Source organism: Aeromonas sp. MdU4 (genome assembly GCF_041929505.1).
Taxonomy (GTDB): domain Bacteria; phylum Pseudomonadota; class Gammaproteobacteria; order Enterobacterales; family Aeromonadaceae; genus Aeromonas.
The window spans coordinates 145,284-171,135 of sequence record NZ_JBHFMW010000013.1 but is presented as its reverse complement, the minus strand read 5'-3'; the positions used below and the strand labels follow the sequence as shown (position 1 = coordinate 171,135).

Below are 25,852 nucleotides of genomic sequence, written 5' to 3'. Positions count from 1 at the left end.
ATCACAAAAATCACATTCGTTTCATTTTTGTCTTTAAGTGAAAATTTTGTTCTATAGAGTGGTGCTATTGTTCGTGTCGATCCTTCACTGGAGAGGATCCTCAGCCCATGGTGGGGGCACGGAGCTCGATAGCAGGGAGTCTCTATGCAGCGGATCAGAATGACGATGGCCCAGGCACTGGTGAAGTTTCTGGATCAGCAGTTTGTGGAAATTGATGGTGCCCAACACAAGTTTGTCCATGGCATTTTTACCATCTTTGGCCATGGTAATGTGCTGGGATTGGGCCAGGCGCTGGAGCAAGATGCAGGGGGATTGAAAGTCTATCAGGGGTGTAATGAGCAGGGGATGGCTCATATCGCCCTGGGGTTTACCAAGCAGCATAAACGCAAACGGATCTGTGCTGTGACCTCTTCTGTCGGTCCGGGAGCTGCCAATATGGTGACAGCTGCTGCCACGGCTACAGCCAATCGCTTGCCTTTACTGTTATTGCCGGGTGACTTGTTTGCCTGCCGCCAACCTGATCCCGTTTTACAGCAGGTAGAGCAATACCATGATGCCAGCATCAGTACGAATGATTGTTTTCGTCCTGTCTCGCGTTATTGGGACCGGATTTCTCGGCCAGAGCAGTTAATGAGTGCCCTGATAAATGCCATGCGGGTACTCACAGATCCTGCCGATACGGGGGCTGTTACTCTCTGTCTGCCGCAAGATGTGCAAGGTGAAGCCTATGATTACCCGGCCTCCTTCTTTACAAGGCGAGTTCACCGAATTGAACGTCGGCCTCCCAGTGAGGCCATGCTGACGGACGCACTCTCGCTTATTACACGCAAGCGTAAACCCTTGTTGGTCTGTGGCGGGGGTGTGCGTTACAGCGAGGCGCACGGTGCACTGCGTGATTTTGTCGAGCGCTTCAATATTCCTTTTGCCGAGACACAGGCGGGCAAAGGGGCTATAGAAGCTGAGCATCACCTCAATGTTGGTGGGCTTGGCACAACCGGTTGTCTGGCGGCAAACCGTTTGGCAACCGATGCTGATTTGATCATTGGGGTTGGTACCCGTTTCACCGATTTTACTACTGCATCCAAGTCATTGTTTAGTAATCCAGATGTCCAATTCCTGACTATCAATATTGCCAGTTTTGATGCGCATAAGCTGGATGCTGTACCTGTGGTTGCAGATGCTCGAGTTGCATTGGAGATGTTGAACACCGGGCTTGCGGCGCGTGATTATCGCAGCAGTTACACCGATGAGATTACGTCCGCCCGGGCCGAGTGGGAAAGGGAGTGGCAGCGGTTGGCCAATGTCCAGATTGGCAGGGATTTTGTGCCTGAAGTCGCAGGTCAACTGGATCATCAACTGCCCGAGTACATGGATACGCTGGCTACCCGATTGACCCAAACCCGGGTATTGGGATTGCTGGACAAGTGGCTGGAACCAGATGCCATTGTTGTCGGGGCGGCGGGCTCGCTGCCTGGTGACTTGCAGCGTATGTGGCGGCCACGACATCCGGATACTTACCATCTCGAATATGGCTACTCCTGCATGGGCTACGAGATTGCTGCCGCTATTGGAGCCCGGATAGCATCGCCAGCCCAGCCAGTCTATGCGTTTGTCGGTGATGGCTCTTATTTGATGCTGCACACAGAACTGCAAACGGCAGTACAAGAGGGACTGAAGATTGTCGTCCTGCTGTTCGATAATGCAGGGTTTGGTTGTATTAATAATTTGCAAATGGGGCAGGGAATGGGGAGTTTCGGCACCGAAAATCGGTATCGAAATCCTGATAGCGGGATGTTGAATGGTCCGTTGGTGCGAGTGGACTTTGCCAAGAATGCAGAGAGTTACGGTTGTACTAGTTATCGGGTGCATGACGAAGCGGAGTTGGAGGCCGCATTGGCGGCTGCGGCACGTGATGTGGGACCGGTGCTGATTGACATCAAAGTACTGCCCAAAACGATGACTCATGGTTACGAGGCGTGGTGGCATACAGGTACTGCACAGATAGCAAACAAGCCCGAAATTGAGGCTGCAGCTGCAGAAATTCGTGACATTTTGGCGACGCGCGCGCGGCAATACTGAGATAACTGTTAATTTATTATTTCTGCATGAAGGGAGGCGATCGCCTCCCTTTTTCTATTTCATAGGGGATAAAAATGAAATGTGTGAATAGCATGTCGCCTGAAGTGTTGATTGTAATTAAGTTATTGTTTTCAATGTTGCTTTTTGAGTTTTGAAACGCAAAGGTCGCGGCATCTAAATAGCAAAGTGTTAACTCCTCCGCAAAAACGAAACATCCAATTGATTAAAAATTGAAATAAAAATTTCAAATGGTATGTTTGTCTAATCCAGACCGAAGAGCCCAGTAAAGGTAGTTAGGTATCGGTCTGCCTGACTCGCAGGCGCAGCCAGCATCTCGGCAAGACGCCTACAACCCACAGCAGTGTGTAGATAAACAGTATCAAGGAGTTGGTATGTTTAATATCGCGTTATTTGGTGCCGGTCGCATTGGGCAGGTTCATGCGGTCAATATCGCTGAGCACAAGGAAACCCGCCTCTATTCGGTCATCGACCCTCATCAGGAAGGGGCCATTGCTTTGGCTGCCAAGTATGGTGCCAAGGTACAGAGTTGTGAGGAAGCAATGGCAGACCCCGAGATTCACGGGGTATTGATTGCTTCGGCTACCGATACGCACGCCGATCTGATTGAGCAGGCTGCACGTGCAGGAAAAACCATTTTTTGCGAAAAACCGGTCCACCTCGATCTGGCTCGTGTTCGTGATTGCTTGGCAACCGTAGCTACTTGCAAAGTCCCCTTGTTTGTTGGCTTTAACCGTCGCTATGACCCCCAGTTCCGTCGCGTAAGAGAGTTGCTGGCGGCCGGTTCAATTGGCAAGGCAGAGTCTTTGGTAATTACTTCACGAGATCCTTCTCCTCCTCCAGCTACCTACGTCAAAGTATCTGGTGGCATGTTCCGGGATATGACCATCCACGACTTTGATATGGCTCGTTTCATCATTGGGGAGGATCCCGTATCTATTTATGCGCAGGGAAGCAATCTGGTTGATCCTGCTATTGGTGAAGCTGGTGATATCGATACAGCCTTTGTCGTGATGAAGTTCCCATCCGGGGCAATGGCTACGATTGTCAACAGCCGCCGCTCAGGTTATGGCTACGATCAGCGTCTGGAGTTGCACGGAGCCAAAGGGTTGCTGACAGCCAAAAACATTCATGAAAATGCAGTCGAGCTTTGGGGTGAGGAAGGGTGCGTCGCTGCCAAGCCAGAACATTTCTTCCTGCAACGTTATGCCGCTGCCTATATTGCGGAATGGAGCCACTTTGTTGATGTACTGGCTGGGCGGGCTGTGCCGGAATGCAGTGGCAATGATGGCGCTCAGGCACTCTATCTGGCTGATAAAGCACTGGAATCCCTCCACAGCGGTCGTGAAGTCAAGCTGTGATACCGTGAGAAAATAATAACAAGGCCTTGCGCCAATCCTCACATCTCTTCGCACCATATGTCGCTGCCTCTTTCATGAGGCAGTGTCATTGGGCAATGAAGACACGGAGAACGCACACATGTTAGCCTTTACCTCCTTTATCGGTTTCACCCTGCTGGTGGCCGCTATCGCCTACTACAAAACACATAATGCACATTTAACCGAATCAGCTGAGGGATATTTCCTTGGTGGCCGGTCCATGACCGGTATGTATATTGGTGGCTCTATGCTGCTGATGAACCTCTCTACAGAACATTTGGTCGGATTGAACGGATTGTCATTTCGTACCGGTTTTATCGTGATGGCTTGGGAAGTAATGGCTGCCATGACGATAGTACTGTTTGCATTATTCTTTTTGCCAAAATATCTGAAGCTGGGTATCTCGACAATTCCCGAATTTCTCGAGCGGCGTTTTGACAAACAGACCCTCACTATTACCTCAATCCTGTTTTTAGGGATGTACGTTATATCCCTGTTGCCCATTGTGCTATATACCGGCGCGATTGCTCTGGAAAGCCTGTTTCGGGTGTCTGAGGTATTCCAGATTGATAAAACGACAGCCTTATGGATTATGGTTTGGGGCGTCGGGGGGCTCGGTGCCATATATGCCGTGTTTGGCGGGATCAAGGCCATTGCCATCGCGGATACGGTAAATGGTGTTGGGCTGATTACCGGTGGTTTAATGGTGACACTGTTTGCCTTGGCCTATGTTGGTAATGGTAATGTTTGGAGTGGACTGGTAGAAGTTTATGAGTTCAACCCCGGGAAATTCAACTCCATCGGTGCTGAAGATTCTCTTGTTCCCTTCTCAACGTTATTTACTGGTCTCATCATATCTAATATGTTTTTTTGGTGTACCAACCAGTCAATTGTACAAAAGGCGCTGGGTGCCAAGAACCTGGCTGAGGGACAGAAGGGCGTCTTGCTGTGTGCGTTCTTCAAGTTGATGATCCCTTCAATCATTATTCTCCCGGGTATTGTTGCCTTTCATATATTTCAGGGGCAAATTGATAATCCAGACCATGCCTATCCTCGTTTGGTGCAATTAGTATTGCCCGAGATGCTGGTTGGCTTCTTTGCTGCGGTAGTGGTGGGCGCGGTGTTTTCTACCTTTAGTGGTGGGCTGAATTCATCAGTGACTCTGTTTACCATCAATATCTATAAAAAGAGCCTTAAACCCGATGCTACCGAAGCGCAAACTGTCGCTGTTGGGAAATACCTTGGCCTTGGTTTGGCATTGGTAGCAATGATCGTTGCACCTCTGGTTGCAAATGCACCAGATGGACTGTTCTATCTTATCCAGCAGTTGCAGGGGATTTTCAATGCTCCCATCCTGAGTGTTGTTTTGGTCGGATTGCTGACCAAGAAAGTGCCAGCCATCGCAGCTAAGCTAGGTTTACTTTTTGGTATGTCAGCTTATATTTTGTTCAATTTTGTGATCAAAGTTGATATCCACTTTTTCCATCTGTTGGGTATTCTGTTTGTGCTCAATGTGGTGTTCATGTTGCTGGTTGGTCATTTCTATCCCCAAAAAGCGTATGAGGAAGTCTACACTGAGCAAGTTGATATTCAGCCTTGGAGTCTGGTCAAGCCGGTTGCTGTTCTTATCGCCTTGGGCTCTATTTCAATGTACGTATTCCTGGCACAAAATGTACCGACCTGGTTTATGGGGCTTTATTATCTAGTAGCACTTATAGCTCTTGGCTATATTTTCTGGGCTATAGGTCGCGAGCTGTTTGGCACATCTCGCACATTGATAGTGGAAGCTGAGGATTGAGTTGTTAAGTTGTTTTGACGCCCCCGCCATCAGGGGGCGTCCCTATTTGTAACACCTGGAGATCGTATTCCCATGTCGTTGGATCAATCCCTGTTGCCAAATATTTGTCACTTTCTCTCTTCCGCAGACCCGTTCGATCTTTTACGAGAGTCCGAGTTGAAGTTGCTAGCTGGACAGATAGAGATCTCTTACTGGTCAGCAGGAGAGATAGTGCCAAGTGAGCGGATTGTGGGGAGGGGCTTGTTTGTTGTGCGCACTGGTGCGCTTGAACAGCGTTATCCAGACCAGCGTTTACGTGCTCGTTTGGGGAGCGGTGATCTATTCGGATTCAGCCAGCTTGAACGGGAGGGGGACGCTGATTATCAGGTCATCGCGCTCGAACCCTCTCTGATCTACGGTATCCCCAAGGCTGTTCTTTATGAAGTAATGGAGCAGAACTACTCACTCAAAGAGCATTTTGCCGAAGCGGAACATCGGCGATTGGCTTCCGGGCAACAACGTGAGCGCCCCTCTGAAGAGATGCTGTTCTCGCTTCAGCCGGTCTCTGCAATGGTCAATCGTCAAATGGCTGTGGTATCGCCGGAAACGTCTATTCAAGAGACGGCAGAGGTCATGGTTCGTGAGCATCGATCCAGTGCCTTGATCATGGAACGAGGAACATTGCTTGGGATTGTTACCGACAGAGATATGACCAAACGAGTGATCGCCCAAGGGTTGCAATTTGATCAACCGATCAGATTGGTCATGAGTTGCAACCCATGCACGATTGACAGTAATGCCCCCCTGATACAGGCGGTAGAGTTGATGATGCATCATAACGTCCGTAGCTTGCCCGTCATTGAGCAGGGGAAGATATGTGGGGTGCTGACGGCAACCAGCCTGGTTCAGCGCAACCAGGCGCAGGCGGTATTTTTGATCAGCCGTATTTACCGTCAGGAGTCAGTGGCGGGGTTACAAACTCTCTGTACCCAGCGCCAAGCTTTATTTGAGGCGCTTGTTGACGGGGGAGTACAGGCAGGGCGAATAGCTCAAATAATGACCCTCATCGCCGATGCCATTACCCGTAGTCTCCTTCAGTTGGCTGAACGGGAGTTAGGGGAGCCGCCATGCAGTTATGCCTGGATGGTGGCGGGTTCACAAGCGCGTGGTGAGATGCACCCTTTCTCGGATCAGGACAATGCACTGGTATTGTCCCGAGAGATCCATGGCGAGGGGAGGGAGTATTTTCGTCGTCTGGGGGAGTGGGTTTGTTACGGTTTGGCTGAATGTGGCTACCAGCTCTGTCCTGGCCATATGATGGCATCCAATCCTGCCTGGTGTATTAGCCTGGATGCCTGGTTGGCCCGCTATCGGATCTGGATTGCCAAGCCAGAGACAGAAGCGTTGCTTCATGCCAGTGTCTTTCTGGACCTGCGAGCACTCTATGGTGATACCTCTTTGGTCAGTCGCCTGCAAGCGGGTTTAGGGCGGCTGATTGGCAGTCATCCACGATTTTTGACCGTCTTGGTGGCAAATTCGCTACGGGTCAATCCGCCTTTGGGCCTGTTTCGTCAGTTTGTTCTGGCGAGAGATGGTGAGAATCGCAGTACCCTCAATATCAAGAAACAAGCGATCAATCTGGTGGTTGAATTAGCCAGAATCTATGCCTTGGCTGCAGGTAGTAGTGCCACTGAAACGGCGGCTCGGTTAGCTGATGCGGTGGCGGGTGACATTATCAGCGAGGGCAGCCGCAAGGAGTTACTGGAGGCTTTCGAATTCCTGAATCAGGTGCGTTTCCGGCATCAGATCCAGGCTTTGCGCCAAGGTGATACATACGGACACGGTATAGCGCCAACCAGTCTGAGTCAGTTTGAGCGAAACCACCTCAAAGATGCGTTTCGCATAATTGCCCGTACGCAGGAAGCAGCAGGTCAACGCTTTCACGCGGCAGGAATATTGCGATGATAGGCTCTTTGCGGCGCTGGCTAGATCCTCTTGCGGCCCTGGAGCGACGACGCTCAAGAGCGCTGACCAGGCTTGGCCATGAACCTTTGGTGCGTTCCCTGCTTGCTCACCCTTGCCCCACCGCGAGCGCCGATCCTTGGCAGTTACCCATGCTGGTTCTGGACATGGAGACCAGCGGATTGAACCCTGCGCAGGATCGTATTCTTTCAATGGGGTGGATACCGGTTGTTGATGGGACCTTGTGTCTCGGCCAATCTTGCCACCACTATCTGGCTTCTGAGGCGGTCAGTGCCGAGAGTTCGGTGATCCATCATATTACCCCTCAGGCACTTTACGGTGGCCTTGATGAAAAGGAGGCCCTGTCCAAGCTGCTAGAGGCGATGACCGGGCGATTATTGGTGGCCCATGGTGCCGCTATTGAACGCCGTTTCTTCAGTGCGCTCTTGGCCCGTCACTGCGGTATTGAGCATGAATTGCCACTACCCTGGCTCGATACGCTGGCGCTGGAGAAGTCATTGCTTTGTAACCGACTGGTGCAAAAAGGCGACTTCAGGCTCAGTGAAATTCGCCATCGTCGAGGTTTGCCGCCTTACCTTGCTCATAACGCGTTAGCCGATGCGGTCGCCACTGGCGAGCTGCTTTTGGTCCAGATGAAGGAAATCTTGGCGGGTCAGCCACGGGTATTGGGGCCGCTCTATCGGCGAGTTCATATCAATGGCATGAGGATATGAGCTGCTAGAAACAAAAATTTCGCTTAGATCACAAAACGAACTTTTGATTTCATTTACTCTCTTTTTTGAAATATATATTTCGTGTTGCCGTAACATGAAATGGTAGTCGGTTCAGTACCGGCCAGAGCAGGAGAGGAGTGTATGACGCAGGTTCGCATCGGTCTGATAGGAACAGGCTATATCGGGAGGGCTCATGCCATTGCGTTTGCCCAAGCTCCCACAGTGTTCCCCCTCAAGGGCGAGTTGATATGTGAGATGGTGGCCGAGGTGACCCCAGAGCTGGCCAAGCAGCGGGCTCAGGAGTTTGGTTTTCGCCGCTCAACCGGAGACTGGCGTGCCTTGGTCTCTGACCCGGCCATTGATGTGGTTGATATCTGCTCACCCAATCACCTGCATAAAGAGATGGCTCTGGCGGCGATCCGCCACGGCAAGCATGTCTATTCGGAAAAACCCCTGGCGCTGTGTGCCGCCGATGCGCGCGAGATGGTCGTGGCTGCGAAATTGGCTGGGGTAAAGACGCTGGTCGGTTTCAACTACATGAAAAATCCCACTGCAACTCTGGCCCGCGAGATCATTGCCAGTGGTGAGATTGGTGACGTTGTGCATTTCTACGGTACCCACAACGAAGACTATATGGCCGATCCGCTCGCCCCCATCCATTGGCACTGTTTCAAGGAGACGGCCGGTTTGGGTGCCCTTGGTGATCTCGCTGCCCATATCGTCAATATGGCCCACTATCTGGTCGGTGATATCGAACAGGTGTGCGGAGATCTGCAGACGGTTATCACCCATAGGCCAGAGCGGGCGGGGGCCAGTAGTCTGGTGCCTGTTGAGAATGAGGATCAGGCCCATGCCATGGTGCGCTTTGCCACAGGTGCTCGTGGCCTTATCGAAACATCACGTATCGCATGTGGTCGCAAGATGGGGCTCAGTTACGTGGTGACCGGAACGAAAGGGACCCTCTCTTTCACTCAGGAGCGGATGGCTGAGCTCAAGCTCTATCGTCACGATGAGCCTGTTGCTCGGCAAGGCTTCAAGACCATCCTGGTTGGACCTGCCCACACCGATTATGCCCCCTTCTGCGGTGGCGCCGGGCATGGCATTGGGTTCAATGATCAAAAGACGGTAGAGGTTCGTGATTTGGTAGATGCAATTGCTACCAATGATTCCCTTTGGCCAGATTTCGAGGAGGGATGGAAGGTTTCAAGGGTGCTGGACGCCATTGCTTTATCCCATGCCCATGCTCGCTGGGTTGATGTCAGCGAATGCTAGGCGGTGCAGTCCCCATTTTCCCGTGACCGCAGTGGCGGATCACTGCTCCTCACGGAGCCAGCTTGGAGCTATGTATGATCAATAAAAAGAAACTCGATCTGATTTGCCTTGGCAGGGTTGCCGTCGATCTGTATGGACAGCAGATTGGTGCTCGACTTGAAGATATGGGGTCATTTGCCAAATATCTGGGTGGGTCGTCAGGTAATGTGGCGTTTGGTACCGCACGTTTAGGGCTCAAATCCGCGATGTTGGCCCGCGTGGGAGATGAGCATATGGGCCGTTTCCTGCGCGAAGAGCTCAATAGCGTGGGATGTGATACCAGTCATCTCATCACGGATCGGGATCACCTTACTGCCTTGGTGATCTTGGGCATCAAAGATCAAGAAACCTTTCCCCTGATTTTCTACCGTGATAACTGTGCCGACATGGCGCTGACCAGTGCTGATATTGATGAAGAATTTATTGCATCCGCCCGCTGTCTTGCCATTACCGGTACTCACTTATCGAACCCAAAAACCAGAGATGCGGTACTTACGGCACTGGAATATGCGCGGCGGCATGGGGTCAAGACGGCGATTGATATCGATTATCGCCCAGTTCTTTGGGGGCTTACCTCGTTAGGCGATGGTGAGACCCGCTTCATCGCGAATGAACAGGTCACCTCTCGGTTACAGGAGGTGCTGGGGCTGTTCGATCTTATTGTGGGAACAGAAGAAGAGTTTCATATCGCCGGTGGCTCGACAGATACCATCAGCGCCCTGCGCCGGGTTCGTGAGCTGACAGGGGCTGAGCTGGTTTGCAAGCGAGGGCCGCTGGGTAGCTCGGTATTCTCTGGTGAAATTCCTCGCACGCTTGATGAGGGGATCACCGTCAAAGGGGTGAGAGTCGACGTGCTCAACGTATTGGGGGCAGGGGATGCCTTCATGTCGGGCCTGCTACGTGGCTATCTCAATGGGGAGGGATGGGAGCGAGCTTGTGCTTATGCGAATGCGTGCGGCGCTTTGGTTGTCTCGCGCCATGGTTGTGCTCCGGCCATGCCAACTGCCATCGAGCTTGATGATTATCTGAGCCGCGCTGCCGAGGTGTTACGCCCGGACCTGGATCCCCATCTCAATCATCTGCATCGGGTGACGACCCGGACCAGAAAGTGGGACGAGTTGTGTGTCATGGCGTTTGATCATCGCAGCCAGTTTGTCGAGATGGCTCGAGCCGCTGGCGCATCGCTCGATCGGATTGCAGTGCTCAAACAGCTGATTTATCGCGCCAGTTGCGAGACTGTCGATATTGCGGGATTGCAAGGAAAGGCTGGCTTGCTTTGTGACAGCTCGTTTGGCCAAGGGGTGCTCAATGATGTGACTGGCCGTGGTTGGTGGATTGGGCGGCCTATCGAGTTGCCAGGGTCCCGCCCGCTGGCTCTGGAGCATGGCAATATCGGCACTCAACTGGTCAACTGGCCGCTTGAGCATGTGGTCAAGTGTCTGGTGTTCTGCCATCCGGAAGACGAGACCGAGTTGCGTCTGGAGCAAGAGTGCATGGTGCAAGAGGTTTATCGTGCCTGCTGCGAGAGTGGCCATGAATTGTTGCTTGAGGTGATCCTGCCGGTAGGCATGGCTCGCAGCGATCAATTGTATCTCCGAGCTGTTCAGCGTTTTTACAACCTTGGGATTAAACCGGATTGGTGGAAGCTTCCTCCTATGCAGCGTGAGGGGTGGCAAGCGCTTGAACAGCTGGTGACCGAGCGTGATCCCTACTGCCGCGGGGTGGTGTTGCTCGGTTTGGATGCACCAGAGTCTGAGCTGGCAGCAGGTTTTGCCGCAGCGGCAAGCTCTCCTCTGGTCAAGGGATTTGCCGTCGGGCGTACTTTGTTTGGCGCCCCTTCTCGAGCCTGGCTTGCAGGTGATATCAGTGATGAACAACTCATTGGCCAGATCCGGGACAACTATCTGCGTCTTATCGCCTTATGGCGTCAGCGCACAGTGCAATGATCGGAATGTGACATTTTAAAGGAGTATTAAGCATGACTGTACAACTTGGCATCAACCCGCTGACCTGGACTAACGACGACCTTCCCTCGCTCGGCGCTGACACCCCTCTTGATACTTGCCTCAGTGAAGGCAAGCAGGCTGGTTTTGCCGGCTTTGAACTGGGTAACAAATTTCCTCGCCAGGCGAGTGTGCTCGGGCCGATTCTAGCCCGTCATCAACTCAAACTGGTTTCTGGCTGGTATTCCGGCGAGTTACTGAGTCGCAGTGTCGAGGAAGAGATTGCTGCGGTACAGGATCACCTGACCCTGCTGCGCGAGCTTGGGTCTAACGTGATGGTGTTTGCCGAGGTGACGGGTTGCATCCATGGCAACCAGCAGATGCCAGTCCACTTGCGTCCTCTTTTCCCGGCCGACCGCTGGGAGGAATATGGGCGCAAGTTGACCGAGTTTGCCCGCTATACCCTGAGCCAGGGTGTAAAAATCGCCTACCACCACCACATGGGAACCGTCATTGAAACAGAGCAGGATATTGATAATTTGATGCGCCATACCGGCGATGAGGTCGGACTGTTACTCGATACCGGTCATCTGACATTTGCAGGCGCGGATCCTGTGGCGGTAGCCAAGCGCTGGGCACCTCGTATCAATCATGTCCACTGCAAGGATATACGAGCCAAGGTGTTGGCTGATGTGAAAAATCGCAAGCTGAGCTTCCTGGACTCGGTACTTGCCGGTGTTTATACGGTCCCGGGAGACGGTTGTGTTGACTATGGTGCTCTGTTCCCCATTTTGAAGGCGAATGGTTATCAAGGCTGGCTGGTCGTTGAAGCAGAGCAGGATCCGGCGATTGCTCATCCGCTTACCTACGCCACCATGGGCTATCAGAATCTGCACCGTTTTGCGCAGGAAGCCGGGCTTATCTAACCATTCGGAGCGGCGAAGAGTGTGCTTCGCCGCTTCTTCATAAGGAGAGCTGCATGTCTAAACTCTTGTCCCGCCATCATTCTCCTGATGGCCAGGGACGTACTCACTGTATCACCCCGATCTCTGCAGGTTGGCACCATGTGGGTTTTGAGGTGTATGAGTTGGCGGCGAGCCAGCGTATCGAGTTTGCGGCTGGTGAGGATGAACTCTGCCTCGTGTTGGTGGCTGGTCTGGCGACCGTATCGACGCCGCATGCCCGCTATTCGCGCATCGGTGAGCGAATGAATCCGTTTGAGCGCAAAAAACCGTGGGCTGTCTATATCACTCGTGGCGATAGTTGTTCTGTGGTGGCGGAAACGGCACTGGAGCTTGCCGTGTGCCGTGCTCCGGGTAAAGGTACCCATCCGTCCCGGCTGATACGGCCACAAGATATTGGTGCAGAGGCGCGTGGTCGTGGCAACAATCGCCGGTTTGTGCACAACATTCTGCCTGATACCGCGTCTGCCGATAGCTTGCTAGTGGTTGAGGTGTTTACCGAAGAGGGTTGTACCAGCTCTTACCCGAGCCATAAGCACGATACTGACAATGTCCCTAACGAGACTTATCTGGAAGAGACCTATTACCACAGGATCAATCCCCCGCAGGGATTCTGCTTCCAGCGGGTTTACACCGATGATCGGACCCTTGACGAATCGATGGCTGTTTACGACAAGGATGTGGTCATGGCACCCAGAGGGTATCACCCGGTCGCTACCTTGGCCGGTTATGATAACTACTATCTGAATGTGATGGCTGGGCCAGTACGCAAATGGCTGTTTAGCTGGGAAGCTGACCATCAGTGGATCAATACCGACTCCTATGCCGAGCTCACGCCATCTCAGTGAGGGCTGAGGGTTGTGTAGTCGCAGTTGTTGGCTCTGCCCTTAATGCGGGTTGAGCATCATGATGGTCTGGGTACCGTCATCATGCTTGTTGTTCCTTCCCCTTCGCCATATTCAAAGAGAAAGCCCAAGCGGTTACCCGCTTGGGCTTTTTCGTTTCTGCGTTTTTGGCAAATATCAGCGCGGGTCTGTTCACTTGCACCGTTCGGGTTATTGCCACTCCCGATAGCTGGTAAGGCGGTAGCCGCGCTCGGTGATAAGGGCGGGCAGGGCCGGATCGGTCAGGATCGCCAGTTCGTTGAGGCGGGGCTGGCAGTAGGAGCTGACCTGCATCTCCAGATCGATAAAGGAGGGGTGGCACATGATCTCGAGCGAATGGGCCCCCTGTTCACTGGCCTCATCGAGCAGTTGCAGCAGGTTGGCTTGGGTCAGCTGCGCGCCGTAGAAGCGGTCGTCAAACCGTTCGCAGCTTTGCGAGTGGGTGACGGTCAGACCGTGGCGGGCTATTTCGCCCCGGTCGATGCGAAGGGGCAGGTCATGCGCCTTGGCGAAGGTCTCCACCAGCGGGTAGATAGTCGGCAGCATATGAACATGGTGGTGGCTGTCGATATGGGTCGGCTGCTGGCCGAAGATCGCGATAAAGCGCTGATACTGACTCGCCAGCTCGCCGGATATCTCCGCCAGATCCAGTTCTCCCGCCTCGCTCTTGTGCCAGATCCCCTTGTTGAGATCACCCTGCTCGTTGACCAGCGAGGTGAGCGGTGTGAGCGGCTTCCCCCAGCTGAGCATAAAGTGCAACCCGACGGGCAGTTCGGGAAAGCGCCCGGCCAGCCAGGCGGCGTGTTCGATGGCGGGGGAGGTGACGATGGCGCTGGTGGAGCTGACGACTCCGTGCTCGAACGCCTCTACGATGCCGTAGTTCTGGGCACGGCAGAGGCCGAAGTCGTCGGCGTTGATGATCAATCTCTTGCTCATGAGGATTCCCTTGCGGTTAAGCGCCCCGCCTGTGGTCAGGCGGGGCGTGCTGGCCTCAGGCGAGGGCGTCGATGGCGGCGGCGAAGTTGGGCAGGTGTTCGCGGTGGGCCAGCAGCAGCTCGCGGGCGACGATGCGGGCATCGTTGTCGGAGTGGATCAGCGGGTTGAGGTTCATCGCCAGCAGCAGGTCGTCGAAGTTGCCACTGATGGCGGCCTTGGCGGCGGCGATCTCGAAGCTCTTGATGAGGTGCACCAGCCCGTTCACCTTGTCGTCAAAGCGGGTGAGGCGCGGATGGGGGATGGCGCCGTCACGCCCGATCAGGCAGCTCATCTCCACCGTCCAGTCGGCCGGGATATTGGTGACATGGCCCTGATGGGGCACGATGACGTAGTGCTCGCTCTGCTTGTCGTTGTAGATGGCGCTGATCACCTCGCAGGCGGCATCGGAGTAGTAGGCGCCGCCACGCAGCTCCAGCTCCTTGGGCTTCTCGCACAGCTCGGGGTTCTGGTAGAGCTCGAACAGCTTCTTCTCGACCTGCTGCACGACTTGAGCCCGGGCGCCGCCCTTGTAGAACTCGCCCATCTCGATCCCCAGCATCTCTTTCTCCTTGAAGTAGTAACGCAGGTAGGAGCAGGGGAGCAGGCGCAGGCCGCGGATAAAACCGGGGTCGAACGGCAGATCGAAGATGTTCTTGACCGAGCTGGCGCGGGTGAGACTGCCATCGGCGACCCCTTCCAGCAGCTCATCAAAGCGGGATTCGCCGTTGACCAGCACGTCACCGATAAAGACCAGATGGTTGAGGCCAAACAAGTCCATCGAGAGGTGATCCTGCTCGGTCAGTTTGAGGGCATCACGCACAAACATCTGCATGCCGACCGGAATGTTACACACCCCGATAAAGCGGCGGAAGTTGGTATGACGGCGCACCGCTTCGGTCACCATGCCAGCCGGATTGGTGAAGTTGATAAGCCAGGCATCCGGGCAGAGCGCTTCCACATCGCGGATGATGTCGAAGATGACCGGAATGGTGCGCAGCCCTTTGAACAGGCCGCCCGCGCCATTGGTCTCCTGCCCCAGCATGCCGTGGCTCAAGGGGATGCGCTCATCCTTCTCCCGCGCCTGCAACTGGCCGACCCGCAACTGGGTGGTAACGAAGTGGGCGCCAGGCAGCGCTTCGCGGCGATCCAGGGTTTTGTGCAGGGTCATGGGGATGCCCGCCTGGCGGATCATCCGCTGGCAGAGATCGAAAATGATGTTCAGTTTCTCTTCGCCAGCGGGGATATCCACCAGCCACAGTTCGCTGATGGGCAGCTCGGCGTAGCGCTTGATGAAACCATCGACCAGCTCGGGGGTGTAGCTGCTGCCGCCGCCTATGGTGACTACCTTGATCTTCTCGCTCATAAATCCCTCTTCATCGATCTTTATCGGTTTAACGGTGGCCGCTCTGTCATCAGGGTGAGAGGGGCCGCAGCCCTCTGTGGCAGGGGCTGATCAGGTACGGTGCTCTGTAGTGCAATCGGTTCTATTTACATGGAATTCGGGTCCGGCATCAGGCCGGGCTTTCAAATTTCGGGTAGAGATATTTGCGGTAACTGCCCGGGGTAAACGAGGTCAGCTTCTTGAAGTTTTTGATAAAGAGGCTGACGTCGTTGTAGCCGGTCTCGAAGGCGATATCGGCCACCGAGTTGTTGGTGACTTCCAGCTGCATCTTGGCGTAGTTGATCCGGATCTCGTTGATGATCTGCATCGGCGTCTTGTTGTAGTAGCGCCGGGTGGCCCGGGTCAGGTACTCCTGGCTCTTGCCACAGAGCGAGACCATGTTGGCCAGCGCATCCTCGGCAAAGAGGGGGCGATCGTGCATTCGCTCCACGGTTTCATGGAGCCAGTGCGGGAGATCATCGCAGGCAGAGCTCTCTTTGTAGTGGCGCAACCGGTTCATCACTGCATAGGTCATCACTTCGAGAAATTCGGTCAGCGCCTCTTCCCGGAAACCGGGGGAGACCAGCACCGACTCGATGTAGCTGAGGAACTCGCTCTTGAGCGCATAGGCTTGCGAGGCGACGAAGTGTTCCGGCAGCAGGTATTTGAAGTGTTCGTCGAAATAGGTACGGGTAATCCCGACGTTGAAGATGCGGGTGGTGCCGAACTCGTAGAAGCTCTGATGGCGGGAGCCGAGCGGGATAAACACCACATCGCCCCGCTCCAGCAGCACCCGCTTGCCGTTAACCTCCTGATAGTAACGGCCGGTCAGTACCAGGGTGAACTCGTAGTAGTCGTGCTGGTGCAAACCGGTTCCACTCACCTGCTTGTTGTAGATGAATATGTGGAACGGTTTGTTGTTAAACAGTTCGGCTTCCCGGATTGTTTTGACATTCATGAGTCGCTTCCTGATCTGCTGGCCGCTGACGGGGCCAGACGCCCCGTCCCGAGGTTACTTGCTCTGCAGCTTTTCGTGCAGCTCGATCAGTTCGCTGATCAGCTCACGGGCCAGCATGGAGGTCATCAGGTGATCCTGGGCATGCACCAGCACCAGGGTGACCGGGATCTTGCCCTCGCCCTGATCGTCCTCGATCAGCTGGGTCTGCACCAGATGGGCGGCATTGAGCGCCTCGCGGGATTGGGCCATCAGCTGATGAGCGGCGGCCAGATCCCCCTCCTTGGCTTTTTTCAGGGCGGTGTAGGCCAGACTGCGGGCCTGCCCGGAGTTGATGATGAGCCCCATTACCACCTCTTCCAGATCGTTGCAGGTGGCGGCCTCTTCAGTGATGTTGTCCAGATCGAACATGTGTCGTTCCTTACGTGAATGCGTTGATTGAAACCGTTAGTGAAAGCCGTTAATTGAAACCATGGTTGCGCGCGACCTCGGCAAACCAGTAGCCACTCTTCTTGATGGTGCGCTGCTGGCTCTCCAGATCGAGGCGGACCAGGCCGTAACGGTTCTTGTAGGCATTGAGCCACGACCAGTTGTCGATAAAGGTCCACAGGTGATAGCCGCGGCAGGCGCTACCCTCTTCCAGCGCGCGATGCAGCCACTCGAGGTGCTCGCGAATGAACTGGATGCGGTAGTCATCCTCTACCCGCCCCTCGGCACCGATAAAGCGCTCTTCCCCCTCGACCCCCATGCCGTTTTCGGAGATATAGCAGGGCAGGTTGTCGTAGTTGACCCGCAGGTCGGTGAGAATGTCGTAGATCCCTTTTTCGTAGATCTCCCAGCCGCGGTGAGGGTTCATCTTGCGGCCCGGCATTTCGTAGTAGTCGAACAGATCTTCCGGCGTGCGCGGCACACCCTGCCACGCCACCTCTTTGGCTTTGACCCGACGGGGCTGGTAGTAGTTGATGCCGAGGATATCCACTTTACCGGCGGCGAGCAGTGCCTTGTCACCCTCTTCGATCTGCGGCAGCAAGTCATACTGCGCCAGCAGGGCGACCAGCTCCGGGTCATAGCTTCCCTTCATGGCCGGATCGAGGAAGCTCTTGTTGAGCAGCAGATCCGCGATGCGGGAGGCGGCGATGTCTGCCGGATCCTGTGAGCGGGGATAGGTCGGGCTCAGGTTGAGGATGATGCCGATCTCGCCATCATGCTGACAGGCGCGATAAGCCTGCACGGCACCGGCATGGGCCAGTGCGGTGTGGTAGGCAACCGTCGCTGCCCGGCCGAAATCGACCACGCAGGGGTAGTGATAGTGGCCAAGATAGCCACACTCGACCGGCACGATCGGCTCGTTGAAGGTGAACCAGTGTTTGACTCGGCCGCCAAACAGGTCGAAGCAGCGGGTGGCGTAGCGCACATAGGCGGCCACCACTTCCCGGCTCTCCCAGCCGCCACGCTCCTGCATGCACATCGGCATGTCGAAGTGGTAGAGGTTGACGAGCGGGGTGATCCCCTCGGCCAGCAGCCGATCAAAGACGGCATTGTAGAAGCTGACCGCCTCCTGATTGATCTCGCCAGTGCCGTCCGGGATCAGCCGTGACCAGGAGATGGAGGTACGAAAACTGTTGTGCCCCAGCTGCTTGAGCAGCTTGATGTCGCTCTCGAAGTGGTCATAGAAGGTGGAAGCATTGGTCGGGCCAACCCCGTTGTGGAAACGCTCGGGCTCGATGGCGAACCAGTAGTCAAAGATGTTGGCGGATTTTCCGCCGCGGTTGGCGGCGCCTTCCATCTGCGGGGCCGAGCTGGCGCTGCCCCACCAGAAGTTATCCGGAAAACGATACTGCATGGGTTACTTCTCCAGGCTGGTGGGGGAGGAGTCTGGCTCCTCCCCTGTTGTCATCGAAACGTTGGTTATCAGAACACGGGTCATCAGAACTTCAGGGCCAGAGCGATATCCTCTTCGCTCTCCTCTTCTTCATCGATGACGTTCTGCGCCTTGTTGGCAATCAACACGAAGGGGATATACATCATGGTGGCTACCCCCAGGTTGAATATCGCCAGACAGAAGGCTGCCACGCTGCCGTTGGTGTTGAAGAAGGCGCCCAGGCCGGTTGGCATGGTCCATGGCGCAATGTTGGTGATGGGCGGGATGATCCCGGCGTAGTAGGCCGCCATGGTGATCCCCATCAGTACCGGGTGCACCAGAATGAAGGGCACTACCAAGATGGGGTTCATGATGACCGGCAAGCCGAACAGGATGGGCTCGTTGATCTGGAACAGGCCGGAGGGCAGACCCAGTTTGGCCACCTGACGGTAGTCATCGCGACGGGAGACCATAAAGATGGCCAGGATAAGGCCAAGGGTGGCACCGGTACCGCCGAGGAAGACGAAGGAGTCGGTGATCGGCTTGGCCCAGAAGTGGAATTCTTTGCCTGCCGCGATGGCCGCTTCAACCGAGCCGTACTGGTTGTAGAGGGCGACGTTTTCCAGGGCAAACGGGAACAGAATACCGGATTCCAGCGCGGTAAGCGCCAGCATGCCGTGTACCCCGAAGAACCAGAGGAAGGAGGAGAAGACCACGTAGACCCAGCCGACCAGACCGCTCATATTGGACAGCGGCTTGGCGATGCTGTCCATGATCAGCTGGTGGAAGTTGGTGCCCGCATCGCTCAGCAGATAGGAGATGACCCCCATGATGGAGAGGATGATGAAGCCCGGAATGAGCGCGGAGAAGGAGCGGGAGACCGAGGCCGGAACGCTGTCAGGCAGGGTGATCACCCAGTTGCGACGGACGATAAAGGCGAACATCTCGGCCACGACGATACCGATCAGCATACCGGAGATGATGTTGGCTCCGCCCAGCCAGTTGGCGCCAATTGCATAGGATTCACCCACGCTGAATGGGGTGACCGTCATAAAGGCAGCTACCGCCAGCAGGCCGGAGGCCAGGGGATCGGTCTTGCGCTCTTCGGCCAGCGCCAGACCGATAAAGAAGGGGGACATCAGGGACATGATCCCCAGAGTGCCGTTATAGACGTTGCCGCCTATGCTCTTGAGGCCGTCCAGAGTGGCGATGGTGGCAGGATCGAGCCGCACACCGATGGAGTAGAAGAAGGATCCTTCGCCAAAGCTCAGGAACACGTTGTTGATCAGTACGAACATGGCCCCGACCAGTGTCAGGGGCATCATCTTGATAAAGCCGTTCTTGATGGCGTTGACATGAGGCTGTTTGCCCAGCTTGACGGCAATGGGCAGTATGACCTTCTCCAACGATGCGATGATGTTGCTCACAGGGATCTCCTTACCTATGCGAGGCTCTTCTTGATGGAGGCGACGGCTGCTTTCAGCACGCCCAGCCCGTCGACCTTGCCGTAGAGCAGGGTGTCAATCACCTCGACCGGCTTGCCCGGCAGCTGCTGCTGGATCTCCGGCAACATGTAGGCGATTTGCGGGCCCAGCAGCACCAGGTCGGCATCCTGCCCTTTCTCGCCGGCCAGGGTCTCCGGGTAGGCATCGATCAGCACCGGTACATCATATTTTTCCGCTTGGGCCTTCATCTTTGAGACCAGCAGTGATGTGGACATGCCCGCAGAGCAAAACAGGTAGATACGCTTCTTTTCCATAACCATTCCCTCAACGCTTGAAAACCAGATAGACGGATTGTTCGAGATGGTTGTCTGTCGCACTGCCGAGACAAATCAATCATCTGAAATTGACCTCATTGTAACTACTCATAGGTTTCATCTGGTATTTCGAGAGTTACATTGATCGTCTTTGGTTGACCATCTGTTTTGTTGTGGTTCACATTTCTTGATGGTTGATTTCGGGGGAATGAGTGATAAATGGGGTTTTACAAGATCTATTCCATAATTTTATTGTTATTTTTCAGGTGATTATGGTTTTTGTAATGTGTTTTTATTTTCCTGTGAGATAGAGAATCAATAACAGGCATCACCAGGCATTTGAAACTGAATAGAACCTGATTGATGTTTTAGTCGTCCAAATGATGGCGCTTGTTTTTTAGTCTGTGAGATCTCATTGACCTGAATGGCTGTTGAACAAGAGGGGGAATTGCATCGTCATGGTGATAAGGGAAGTGGTGCCATGGCCAAGCGACGCGGGCCATGGCGAGCAATATCGGGACAGGGCACGGACAAGATAGCAACGAATAGGGGAGAAATGGACAGGATTGCAATGGATAGGGGATAGGAAAGAAAGCGCCGACCCCGGAGCAGCGCCGGGGTCGGTGGGATGGTGAATTAGATCCGGCCTTGATAGCGCAGCGGGAAACGCCCCTGACTGTCTGGTTGACCGAGGAAGGGGAGCCCTTGCTGCATCTGTTCCGGCAGTGCCGCCCCCGGCTTCAGATTACCCTGGAACAGGTACTGGCCATTGGGTTGCAGTTCGAGGCGACCGCTGGTCTGGACGGCATCCGAGCTCTGCTTGAGTTCGGCCACCAGTTTGGAGTCGAGGCAGGTGAGTTTCACCTCGGGGTCGGCCAGATCCAGCTTGCCTGCTGGGCTATCGGCACTGGCGTTGTACCAGTCGAGGTTGCCGTAGAGGTTGTCACACCAGGGGTTGCCCTGGGCAAACTGATCCACTTTCAGTTGTAGTTGACCGGTAAGGGTGACCGGGAAGGGGAGCGGCATCGGAATGCGCGTCATCAACCAGGGTGCCGGAGCATTGAGAGTCAGGTCGCGGCCGAAGGCGGTGCCATTCCAGCCGACAGTGCCCTGACCGTTGAGGCCGTTGCGATCACCAAAGCGAATGGTCACTTCGGGGGCGAGGCGCAGCAGCGACCAGCCGTTGAGCTCCCAGCGCAGCTGACTCACCGATTCGCTGGCATATTGCAGCCGGGCTACCTGGCCACTCCAGAGGGTGCCACTGACACCCTCCAGTTTCAGCAGGTTGGCGATGTTGGCAGGCAGTGGCAGATAGCGCGCTACCAGTGCCGCAGGCAGGGTCGCCAGCAGAAAGATCAAATAGGCTGCCAGAAACAGGCTGCCAATCAGGATATTTTTTTTCATAGGAAACGACTCAGCGGCAAAGGGCAGACCCGGATCTGCACCCCTGCTCCATGGAAATGAGAGCGCGGCAACCAGTGGCTAGTTACAACGCGGTGTTTCATTGGGGGCGACTCAGCTGCAAACGTCTGACCTTGACCAGACCCGGGGCCAGATCCTCGCGGGCGATCTCGACGATTTGTACTTGAATGCCGTGCTGCTCCACCAGGGTGGAGAGCCAGAGCAGCAGATCATCAAACTGGACCGTGTCGATCCACACTTGCAGCTCCTGCGCCTGGGGTTGCAGCCGGGCAATCTTGATCTTGTGGTTGAAGGCGGTGCGGTTGACCACCCCCTCAAGGGTACCGCTGGTATCGATTTGACGACCCGTCCCCCCTTGCATGGCCAACACCACTTCACCTTTTTCCTTGAGCCAGGCAAGGGTCTGTTGCTGGTTCTGCACCTGCCGCTCACGCTCTGCGATACGGTTGGTCATGGGTTGCCAGACACTCCAGTAGAAGAGGCCGATCAGCAGCAGGGCACCCCCTGCCACCACCAACCGTTGTTCCCGTGCGGTGATGCCATGCCACCAGCTCTGCAATTTTTCCATCATGATGATTTACCCTTGAGCACCAGTGCTCCTTCTACCTTGCCCCCGGTGCTGCGCACCTCCCCCTGCTGCACTTCAAAGCGCTTGCCTGCCAATTCGCGGAACCGCTCGATCTCGGCAAAGCCGGGAGCGGTGACCTGCAAGCGCAGCTCGCGGCGGCTGGCGTCAAAGCGCATCACCTGCGGCTTGAGGCCGGGTACTTCGGCAAAGGTCGGAGCCAGCTCGGTCAGCATCAGCAGCACACCGTTTTGTGGGGCTTGTCCCATCTGTTGCAGGTGCTGGGTCATCTGGCTGCGCACGTTCACGATGCGACTCTCGCCCGGGAAGATGCGGCTGTAGACCTGACGGATCTCCGCCTTGAGCACCTTGTCTTGCTCGGTGAGTTGATAGAGCTGCACCCCGCGCTGGGTAAGCGCCACCAGCAGCAACAGCCCTGCGGTGATGACCACTTTGCGCCACTGCAGCCAGTAGCGGGCATACTCGGTCTGCGGCCGGTAGGGGCCGGTCAGCAGGTTGGCGCGACAGCTGAGCGCCCCCTTGGCCAGCAACAGCATGGGCAATTCGGGGTCTGCCGCCTGCCAGTTGGCGGTTGCGATGGCGGGCAGCGGGGTATGGCTGTGGATAGTGACCGGTTCGGCTTCGGTGGCCAGCAACATGGCCAGCAGCGGTTCATCGGCGACGATCCCCTGACAGGGGCTTTGGCGCACCAGCCACTCTTCGCCGAGCTGCAGGGCCGACCACCCTTCGCTTGCCTGAGGCAGCGCCAGCACATCGGGCAGCAGTTGCAGGCTTTTGAGGCCCGCGGCATCGAGCCAGCCGAGCCACTCGCCCATCTTCTGCCGATCCACCGCCATCAGATCCACCTGCTGGCCTTCGTGGGCCAACACCACCACGTGGAGTTCATCCACGTCGGAGGCGATCTGCTCCTCCAGCAGGTAGGGGAGGGCGGCTGCCGACTGGCGGTTATAGCGCCCCGGCAGGGTGACGCGCCGGAAGATCAGATCGCTGCCCGGCACCAGCGTCACCACGGGGCGACCACCGGCCCGCTCCTGCAGCTCGGTCAGCGCAGTGGCCGAGGGCAGGGTGCCGGAGGCGATGATCTCCTGCTCCTGACTCGACCAGACCAGCCAGGCCACCGGTTGTTGTTGATTGGTTCCCAGTCGGATGACCAGACTTTCGCTCACGCATCTCTCTCCTGCGATACCGGTTCGCGCAGGTCAGCTTTGTGCCCTTGCAACCGGTGCGCAGCCCGCAGGCTGCATCCAAAGTTTGCCCTGTCGGGAAGTGCTCCCGCCAACGCTTGTTTATTCCGCGCCGCTACTGAGGCGACGCAGCATGACCAGTTTATTGTCCTTGCCCCGCTGGAACAGGGTCTCGAGCCAGGCGCGGTTATCGCCCACTTCGGCCACCATATGCGCTTCAAAGAAGTCGCTTTTGACCACCAGCGCCTCTTTCAATCCTTTCACCGTATCGGGCGGGGCGAGCTGATCCGTCATCAGCTTGCTCTCTTTCCACCCCTTTTGTGGTCGCTCGTTCAATACCCGCTTGGCATCATCCAGCCCTATCTTGCCCAGATAGAGGGCGACCAGCAGTTCGGGGCGCTCGGGCATCAGCGTGTTGATATTGATCTTCAGCTTGTCGTTGGGCAGGGCGCAGACGTAGGGGGCCAGTTTGGCATAGACCCTGGCGGTCACCCCGCGCACCGCGCGCAGCTCATCTTTGCCCAGCATCCACTGATTGGCGGTCAGATAGGGGGGCTTGAGTCCTTCGTAATAGGAGTCCTCTGCGCCGAGGCTGGAGACCAGCACGGTATCCTTGTCGGTCCAGTCACGGATGGCATCGGTGAGCTGGGCCGCTTCGTAATCATCCATCGCCAGCTGTTTGAGCAGTTCGCGAAACACCTGTACCGGATAAGGCTGTTGCGTCAGATCATCGCCGTTGCTTCCCTCTTTGGAGGGGACGCTCAAGCTGTTGAGGTTGAAGCAGGATTGCAGGTCGATCACCTCGCCTCGCAGCAAGCCATCGTCCACTGGAAAAACCGTATTTTTGCGGGCCCAGTTCTGGCTGAGGTTGACCACCTCGGGGTCATCTTTGAAATCCTGCGCCAGTACCTTGTTCACCAGAGCCTCTGCCGACAGGGCATACCACCACGCCTGTTTACCCGTGGTAATGTTGGCGGTGCGGCGCAGCTCAAGCTGCAGACGACCGCTCATGTTGCTGGCAATGATCACCATCACTGACAGGATCAGCAGTACCACCAGCAGTGCCATGCCACCCTGGCGATGGGGAGAGGGACCGTGTCTAGTTGCCATTTTCAGCCCTCTGGCCACCGGCACCGATCAGGAATTGACGGCGAATAGTGCCGTAATCCTCCAGATCCAGCTCCACCGCCAACCCATAGGGCAGTACGCTGCGCTGGGTCCACTCCTCTTTCCAGCTGCCCTTGTCGAAGAAGTAGAGGCGAAACGCCGTGACGCCAGCCAGCACTGGCTGGATGCGCGGCTCGGTACCGATCACCGGGTCCGGATAGAGGTAGCTCAAGCGCTCCAGCTTCTGATCCTTGAGCCGCCAGCCGACCCGCTGTAGATGGGAGCGAGGCAGCATGCCATCGGGGTTGAGCCAGCCGCTGCGCATAAAAGCCATGCCCCAGTCATCGCTCTGCTGGCCAAAGCGGGAGGCGGCCAACAATACCTTGTTGTTTTCCCCCTCGATGCGGCCACTGCGCGGCACCATCTGGGTGACATCCCGCTCCAGCAGGGTGAAGGCGAGCTGCAACTCGTTGAGGCGCGCCTCTTTGCGTTTGGCCACCTCATCGCTGGTGAGCACCCCCTGCAACACCTGATAGGCGCCCATGCTGAGGCTGGCAAAGATGGCGATGGCGACCAGCATTTCGAGCAGGGTAAAGCCACGGTGACGAGAGGCGCGGGTGTTGCTCGGGATCATCGGCTGATATAGGTCCGCATCATGGCGACCGAGTTTTCGGCCTTGGCCTCGGTGCGCACTTCCATATCGAGCGCCCGGAAGTTGTTGTCAGCGGTGGCGACACCGCGATAGCGCCAGTACCAGGTCTGCCCGGCCATCTGCTCGTCCCCTTCCACCCAGCTGTCGCCGGGCCACTTGTGTTCAAGCTTCTGTTGCACCAGCTGGTTCTCCACCACCCAGGTGGCCAGGGTTTTTTGCTCCAGATAGTTGAGAGCCGAGAGGTGCTCGCTGGCGGTTTTCATCACCGCCAGGCCTGCAATGGCAAAGACCGCCAGCGCCACCATGACTTCGAGTAAGGTCATACCGCGGGCGTTCACTCGGACACCTCTTCATCTTCATCGCCGGTGAGCAGGGTCAGGCGGCCAAACTCGTCCCCCTTGACGATGCGGGTGTAGCGGGCATCGTCATCCTGTTGGGTAAAGGTGAGCACGAACGGGCTCAGCTCGCCGCCGGGGAAGATGAGCAGTTGCGGCGTGCGCTCTTTCTCGTCGCGATTTTGCTCGGTTTTCTCATCAGGATCGGGCTGCCAGCCAAAGCCTTCCAGCTCAAGGGCAAGCTTCATATTGTCGGGCAGTTGCACCGGACCGAGTTGCTTGTCACCGGCCAGCGCCTGCCATTTGCGATCCTTGGCCTGGCGCAGCATAAATTGCCAGCCGTTATCCTCGATGCGAATGGCCACCAGCCGACCATCCATCACCGCATACTCCTGCGCCAGCTGCAGGGTCGCCATCAGGTGGCGCGCCTGTTTGTCCAGCTCCCGATCCCCCCTGGCGCCCCCCATGCTGAGGGTGACGGCGGTGGCCACCAGCCCCATCAGCATGGCGACCAGCAATACTTCCAGCAGGGTAAAGCCGGATTGACGACGAGAGGAGTACGCCTGCTTCATGCAGTCAGCTCAAG

Annotated in this window: 23 protein-coding genes; 9 read left to right on the top strand and 14 right to left on the bottom strand. The window is 55.9% G+C overall.

The features are described 5' to 3' along the window. Nucleotides 1–144 precede the first annotated feature (144 nt). The 9 genes from iolD (at nucleotide 145) to iolB (ending at nucleotide 13,013) form a co-directional block, all read left to right on the top strand. Nucleotides 145–2,079 carry a 3D-(3,5/4)-trihydroxycyclohexane-1,2-dione acylhydrolase (decyclizing) gene (gene iolD / locus ACE1BR_RS07605; RefSeq protein ID WP_374869041.1) on the top strand — a complete coding sequence of 645 codons (1,935 nt, stop codon included), beginning with the start codon at nucleotides 145–147 and terminating at the stop codon, nucleotides 2,077–2,079. A 392-nt stretch (nucleotides 2,080–2,471) separates the two neighbouring features. Next, nucleotides 2,472–3,458, top strand: a complete 987-nt coding sequence (gene iolG / locus ACE1BR_RS07600; RefSeq protein ID WP_374869039.1) for an inositol 2-dehydrogenase — start codon at nucleotides 2,472–2,474, stop codon at nucleotides 3,456–3,458. A 118-nt stretch (nucleotides 3,459–3,576) separates the two neighbouring features. Then, the gene (locus tag ACE1BR_RS07595; protein ID WP_374869037.1) at nucleotides 3,577–5,274 is read left to right on the top strand and encodes a solute:sodium symporter family transporter; all 1,698 of its coding nucleotides are present in this window, start codon (nucleotides 3,577–3,579) and stop codon (nucleotides 5,272–5,274) included. A gap of 72 nt (nucleotides 5,275–5,346) precedes the next feature. Next, nucleotides 5,347–7,218 carry a DUF294 nucleotidyltransferase-like domain-containing protein gene (locus ACE1BR_RS07590; RefSeq protein ID WP_374869035.1) on the top strand — a complete coding sequence of 624 codons (1,872 nt, stop codon included), beginning with the start codon at nucleotides 5,347–5,349 and terminating at the stop codon, nucleotides 7,216–7,218. Further along, the gene (locus ACE1BR_RS07585; RefSeq protein ID WP_374869033.1) at nucleotides 7,215–7,949 is read left to right on the top strand and encodes an exonuclease domain-containing protein; all 735 of its coding nucleotides are present in this window, start codon (nucleotides 7,215–7,217) and stop codon (nucleotides 7,947–7,949) included. Before ACE1BR_RS07590 ends, ACE1BR_RS07585 begins: the two co-directional genes overlap by 4 nt. Nucleotides 7,950–8,090: 141 nt before the next feature. Continuing rightward, nucleotides 8,091–9,221 (top strand): Gfo/Idh/MocA family protein, encoded by a 1,131-nt coding sequence (locus tag ACE1BR_RS07580; protein WP_374869031.1) that lies wholly within the window; start codon nucleotides 8,091–8,093, stop codon nucleotides 9,219–9,221. Between the two features lie 74 nt (nucleotides 9,222–9,295). Beyond that, nucleotides 9,296–11,206, top strand: a complete 1,911-nt coding sequence (gene iolC, locus ACE1BR_RS07575) for a 5-dehydro-2-deoxygluconokinase (RefSeq protein ID WP_374869029.1) — start codon at nucleotides 9,296–9,298, stop codon at nucleotides 11,204–11,206. A gap of 32 nt (nucleotides 11,207–11,238) precedes the next feature. Beyond that, complete coding sequence (gene iolE / locus ACE1BR_RS07570) at nucleotides 11,239–12,129, top strand: myo-inosose-2 dehydratase (protein ID WP_374869027.1); 891 nt, start codon at nucleotides 11,239–11,241, stop codon at nucleotides 12,127–12,129. Nucleotides 12,130–12,182: 53 nt separating this feature from the next. Further along, on the top strand, nucleotides 12,183–13,013 hold the full coding sequence (iolB, locus tag ACE1BR_RS07565) for a 5-deoxy-glucuronate isomerase (protein WP_374869025.1): 831 nt from the start codon (nucleotides 12,183–12,185) through the stop codon (nucleotides 13,011–13,013). Nucleotides 13,014–13,220: 207 nt separating this feature from the next. On the opposite strand, the gene chbG is transcribed toward iolB, so the two are convergent. From chbG to exeH, 14 genes are all read right to left on the bottom strand, one after another. Beyond that, nucleotides 13,221–13,985 carry a chitin disaccharide deacetylase gene (gene chbG, locus ACE1BR_RS07560; protein ID WP_374869023.1) on the bottom strand — a complete coding sequence of 255 codons (765 nt, stop codon included), beginning with the start codon at nucleotides 13,983–13,985 and terminating at the stop codon, nucleotides 13,221–13,223. A 55-nt stretch (nucleotides 13,986–14,040) separates the two neighbouring features. Continuing rightward, the gene (locus tag ACE1BR_RS07555; protein ID WP_042061965.1) at nucleotides 14,041–15,387 is read right to left on the bottom strand and encodes a 6-phospho-beta-glucosidase; all 1,347 of its coding nucleotides are present in this window, start codon (nucleotides 15,385–15,387) and stop codon (nucleotides 14,041–14,043) included. 148 nt (nucleotides 15,388–15,535) lie between these two features. After that, entirely contained in the window at nucleotides 15,536–16,363 is an 828-nt protein-coding gene (chbR, locus tag ACE1BR_RS07550) for a transcriptional regulator ChbR (RefSeq protein ID WP_374869021.1), read from the bottom strand. 54 nt (nucleotides 16,364–16,417) lie between these two features. After that, entirely contained in the window at nucleotides 16,418–16,771 is a 354-nt protein-coding gene (chbA, locus tag ACE1BR_RS07545) for a PTS N,N'-diacetylchitobiose transporter subunit IIA (RefSeq protein WP_042061963.1), read from the bottom strand. 49 nt (nucleotides 16,772–16,820) lie between these two features. Next, complete coding sequence (locus tag ACE1BR_RS07540) at nucleotides 16,821–18,203, bottom strand: glycoside hydrolase family 1 protein (protein WP_374869018.1); 1,383 nt, start codon at nucleotides 18,201–18,203, stop codon at nucleotides 16,821–16,823. 83 nt (nucleotides 18,204–18,286) lie between these two features. Next, nucleotides 18,287–19,648 (bottom strand): PTS N,N'-diacetylchitobiose transporter subunit IIC, encoded by a 1,362-nt coding sequence (gene chbC, locus ACE1BR_RS07535; protein WP_374869016.1) that lies wholly within the window; start codon nucleotides 19,646–19,648, stop codon nucleotides 18,287–18,289. 14 nt (nucleotides 19,649–19,662) lie between these two features. Beyond that, nucleotides 19,663–19,980 carry a PTS sugar transporter subunit IIB gene (locus ACE1BR_RS07530; protein ID WP_033135185.1) on the bottom strand — a complete coding sequence of 106 codons (318 nt, stop codon included), beginning with the start codon at nucleotides 19,978–19,980 and terminating at the stop codon, nucleotides 19,663–19,665. 636 nt (nucleotides 19,981–20,616) lie between these two features. Beyond that, complete coding sequence (exeN, locus tag ACE1BR_RS07525) at nucleotides 20,617–21,384, bottom strand: GspN family type II secretion system protein ExeN (RefSeq protein ID WP_374869014.1); 768 nt, start codon at nucleotides 21,382–21,384, stop codon at nucleotides 20,617–20,619. Between the two features lie 97 nt (nucleotides 21,385–21,481). Beyond that, nucleotides 21,482–21,973 (bottom strand): GspM family type II secretion system protein ExeM, encoded by a 492-nt coding sequence (gene exeM / locus ACE1BR_RS07520; RefSeq protein WP_374869012.1) that lies wholly within the window; start codon nucleotides 21,971–21,973, stop codon nucleotides 21,482–21,484. Continuing rightward, nucleotides 21,970–23,154 (bottom strand): GspL family type II secretion system protein ExeL, encoded by a 1,185-nt coding sequence (gene exeL / locus ACE1BR_RS07515; protein ID WP_374869010.1) that lies wholly within the window; start codon nucleotides 23,152–23,154, stop codon nucleotides 21,970–21,972. Before exeL ends, exeM begins: the two co-directional genes overlap by 4 nt. 120 nt (nucleotides 23,155–23,274) lie before the next feature. Next, nucleotides 23,275–24,282: a GspK family T2SS minor pseudopilin variant ExeK gene (gene exeK / locus ACE1BR_RS07510; protein ID WP_374869008.1), complete on the bottom strand. Its 1,008-nt coding sequence runs from the start codon at nucleotides 24,280–24,282 to the stop codon at nucleotides 23,275–23,277. Next, a complete protein-coding gene (exeJ, locus tag ACE1BR_RS07505) occupies nucleotides 24,272–24,913 on the bottom strand; it encodes a GspJ family T2SS minor pseudopilin variant ExeJ (protein WP_374869006.1) in 642 nt (213 codons plus the stop codon). The genes exeK and exeJ overlap by 11 nt, the downstream gene beginning before the upstream one ends. Continuing rightward, complete coding sequence (gene exeI, locus ACE1BR_RS07500) at nucleotides 24,910–25,269, bottom strand: GspI family T2SS minor pseudopilin variant ExeI (RefSeq protein ID WP_374869004.1); 360 nt, start codon at nucleotides 25,267–25,269, stop codon at nucleotides 24,910–24,912. The genes exeJ and exeI overlap by 4 nt, the downstream gene beginning before the upstream one ends. After that, nucleotides 25,266–25,838: a GspH family T2SS minor pseudopilin variant ExeH gene (exeH, locus tag ACE1BR_RS07495; RefSeq protein ID WP_374869002.1), complete on the bottom strand. Its 573-nt coding sequence runs from the start codon at nucleotides 25,836–25,838 to the stop codon at nucleotides 25,266–25,268. Before exeH ends, exeI begins: the two co-directional genes overlap by 4 nt. Nucleotides 25,839–25,852: the final 14 nt, after the last annotated feature.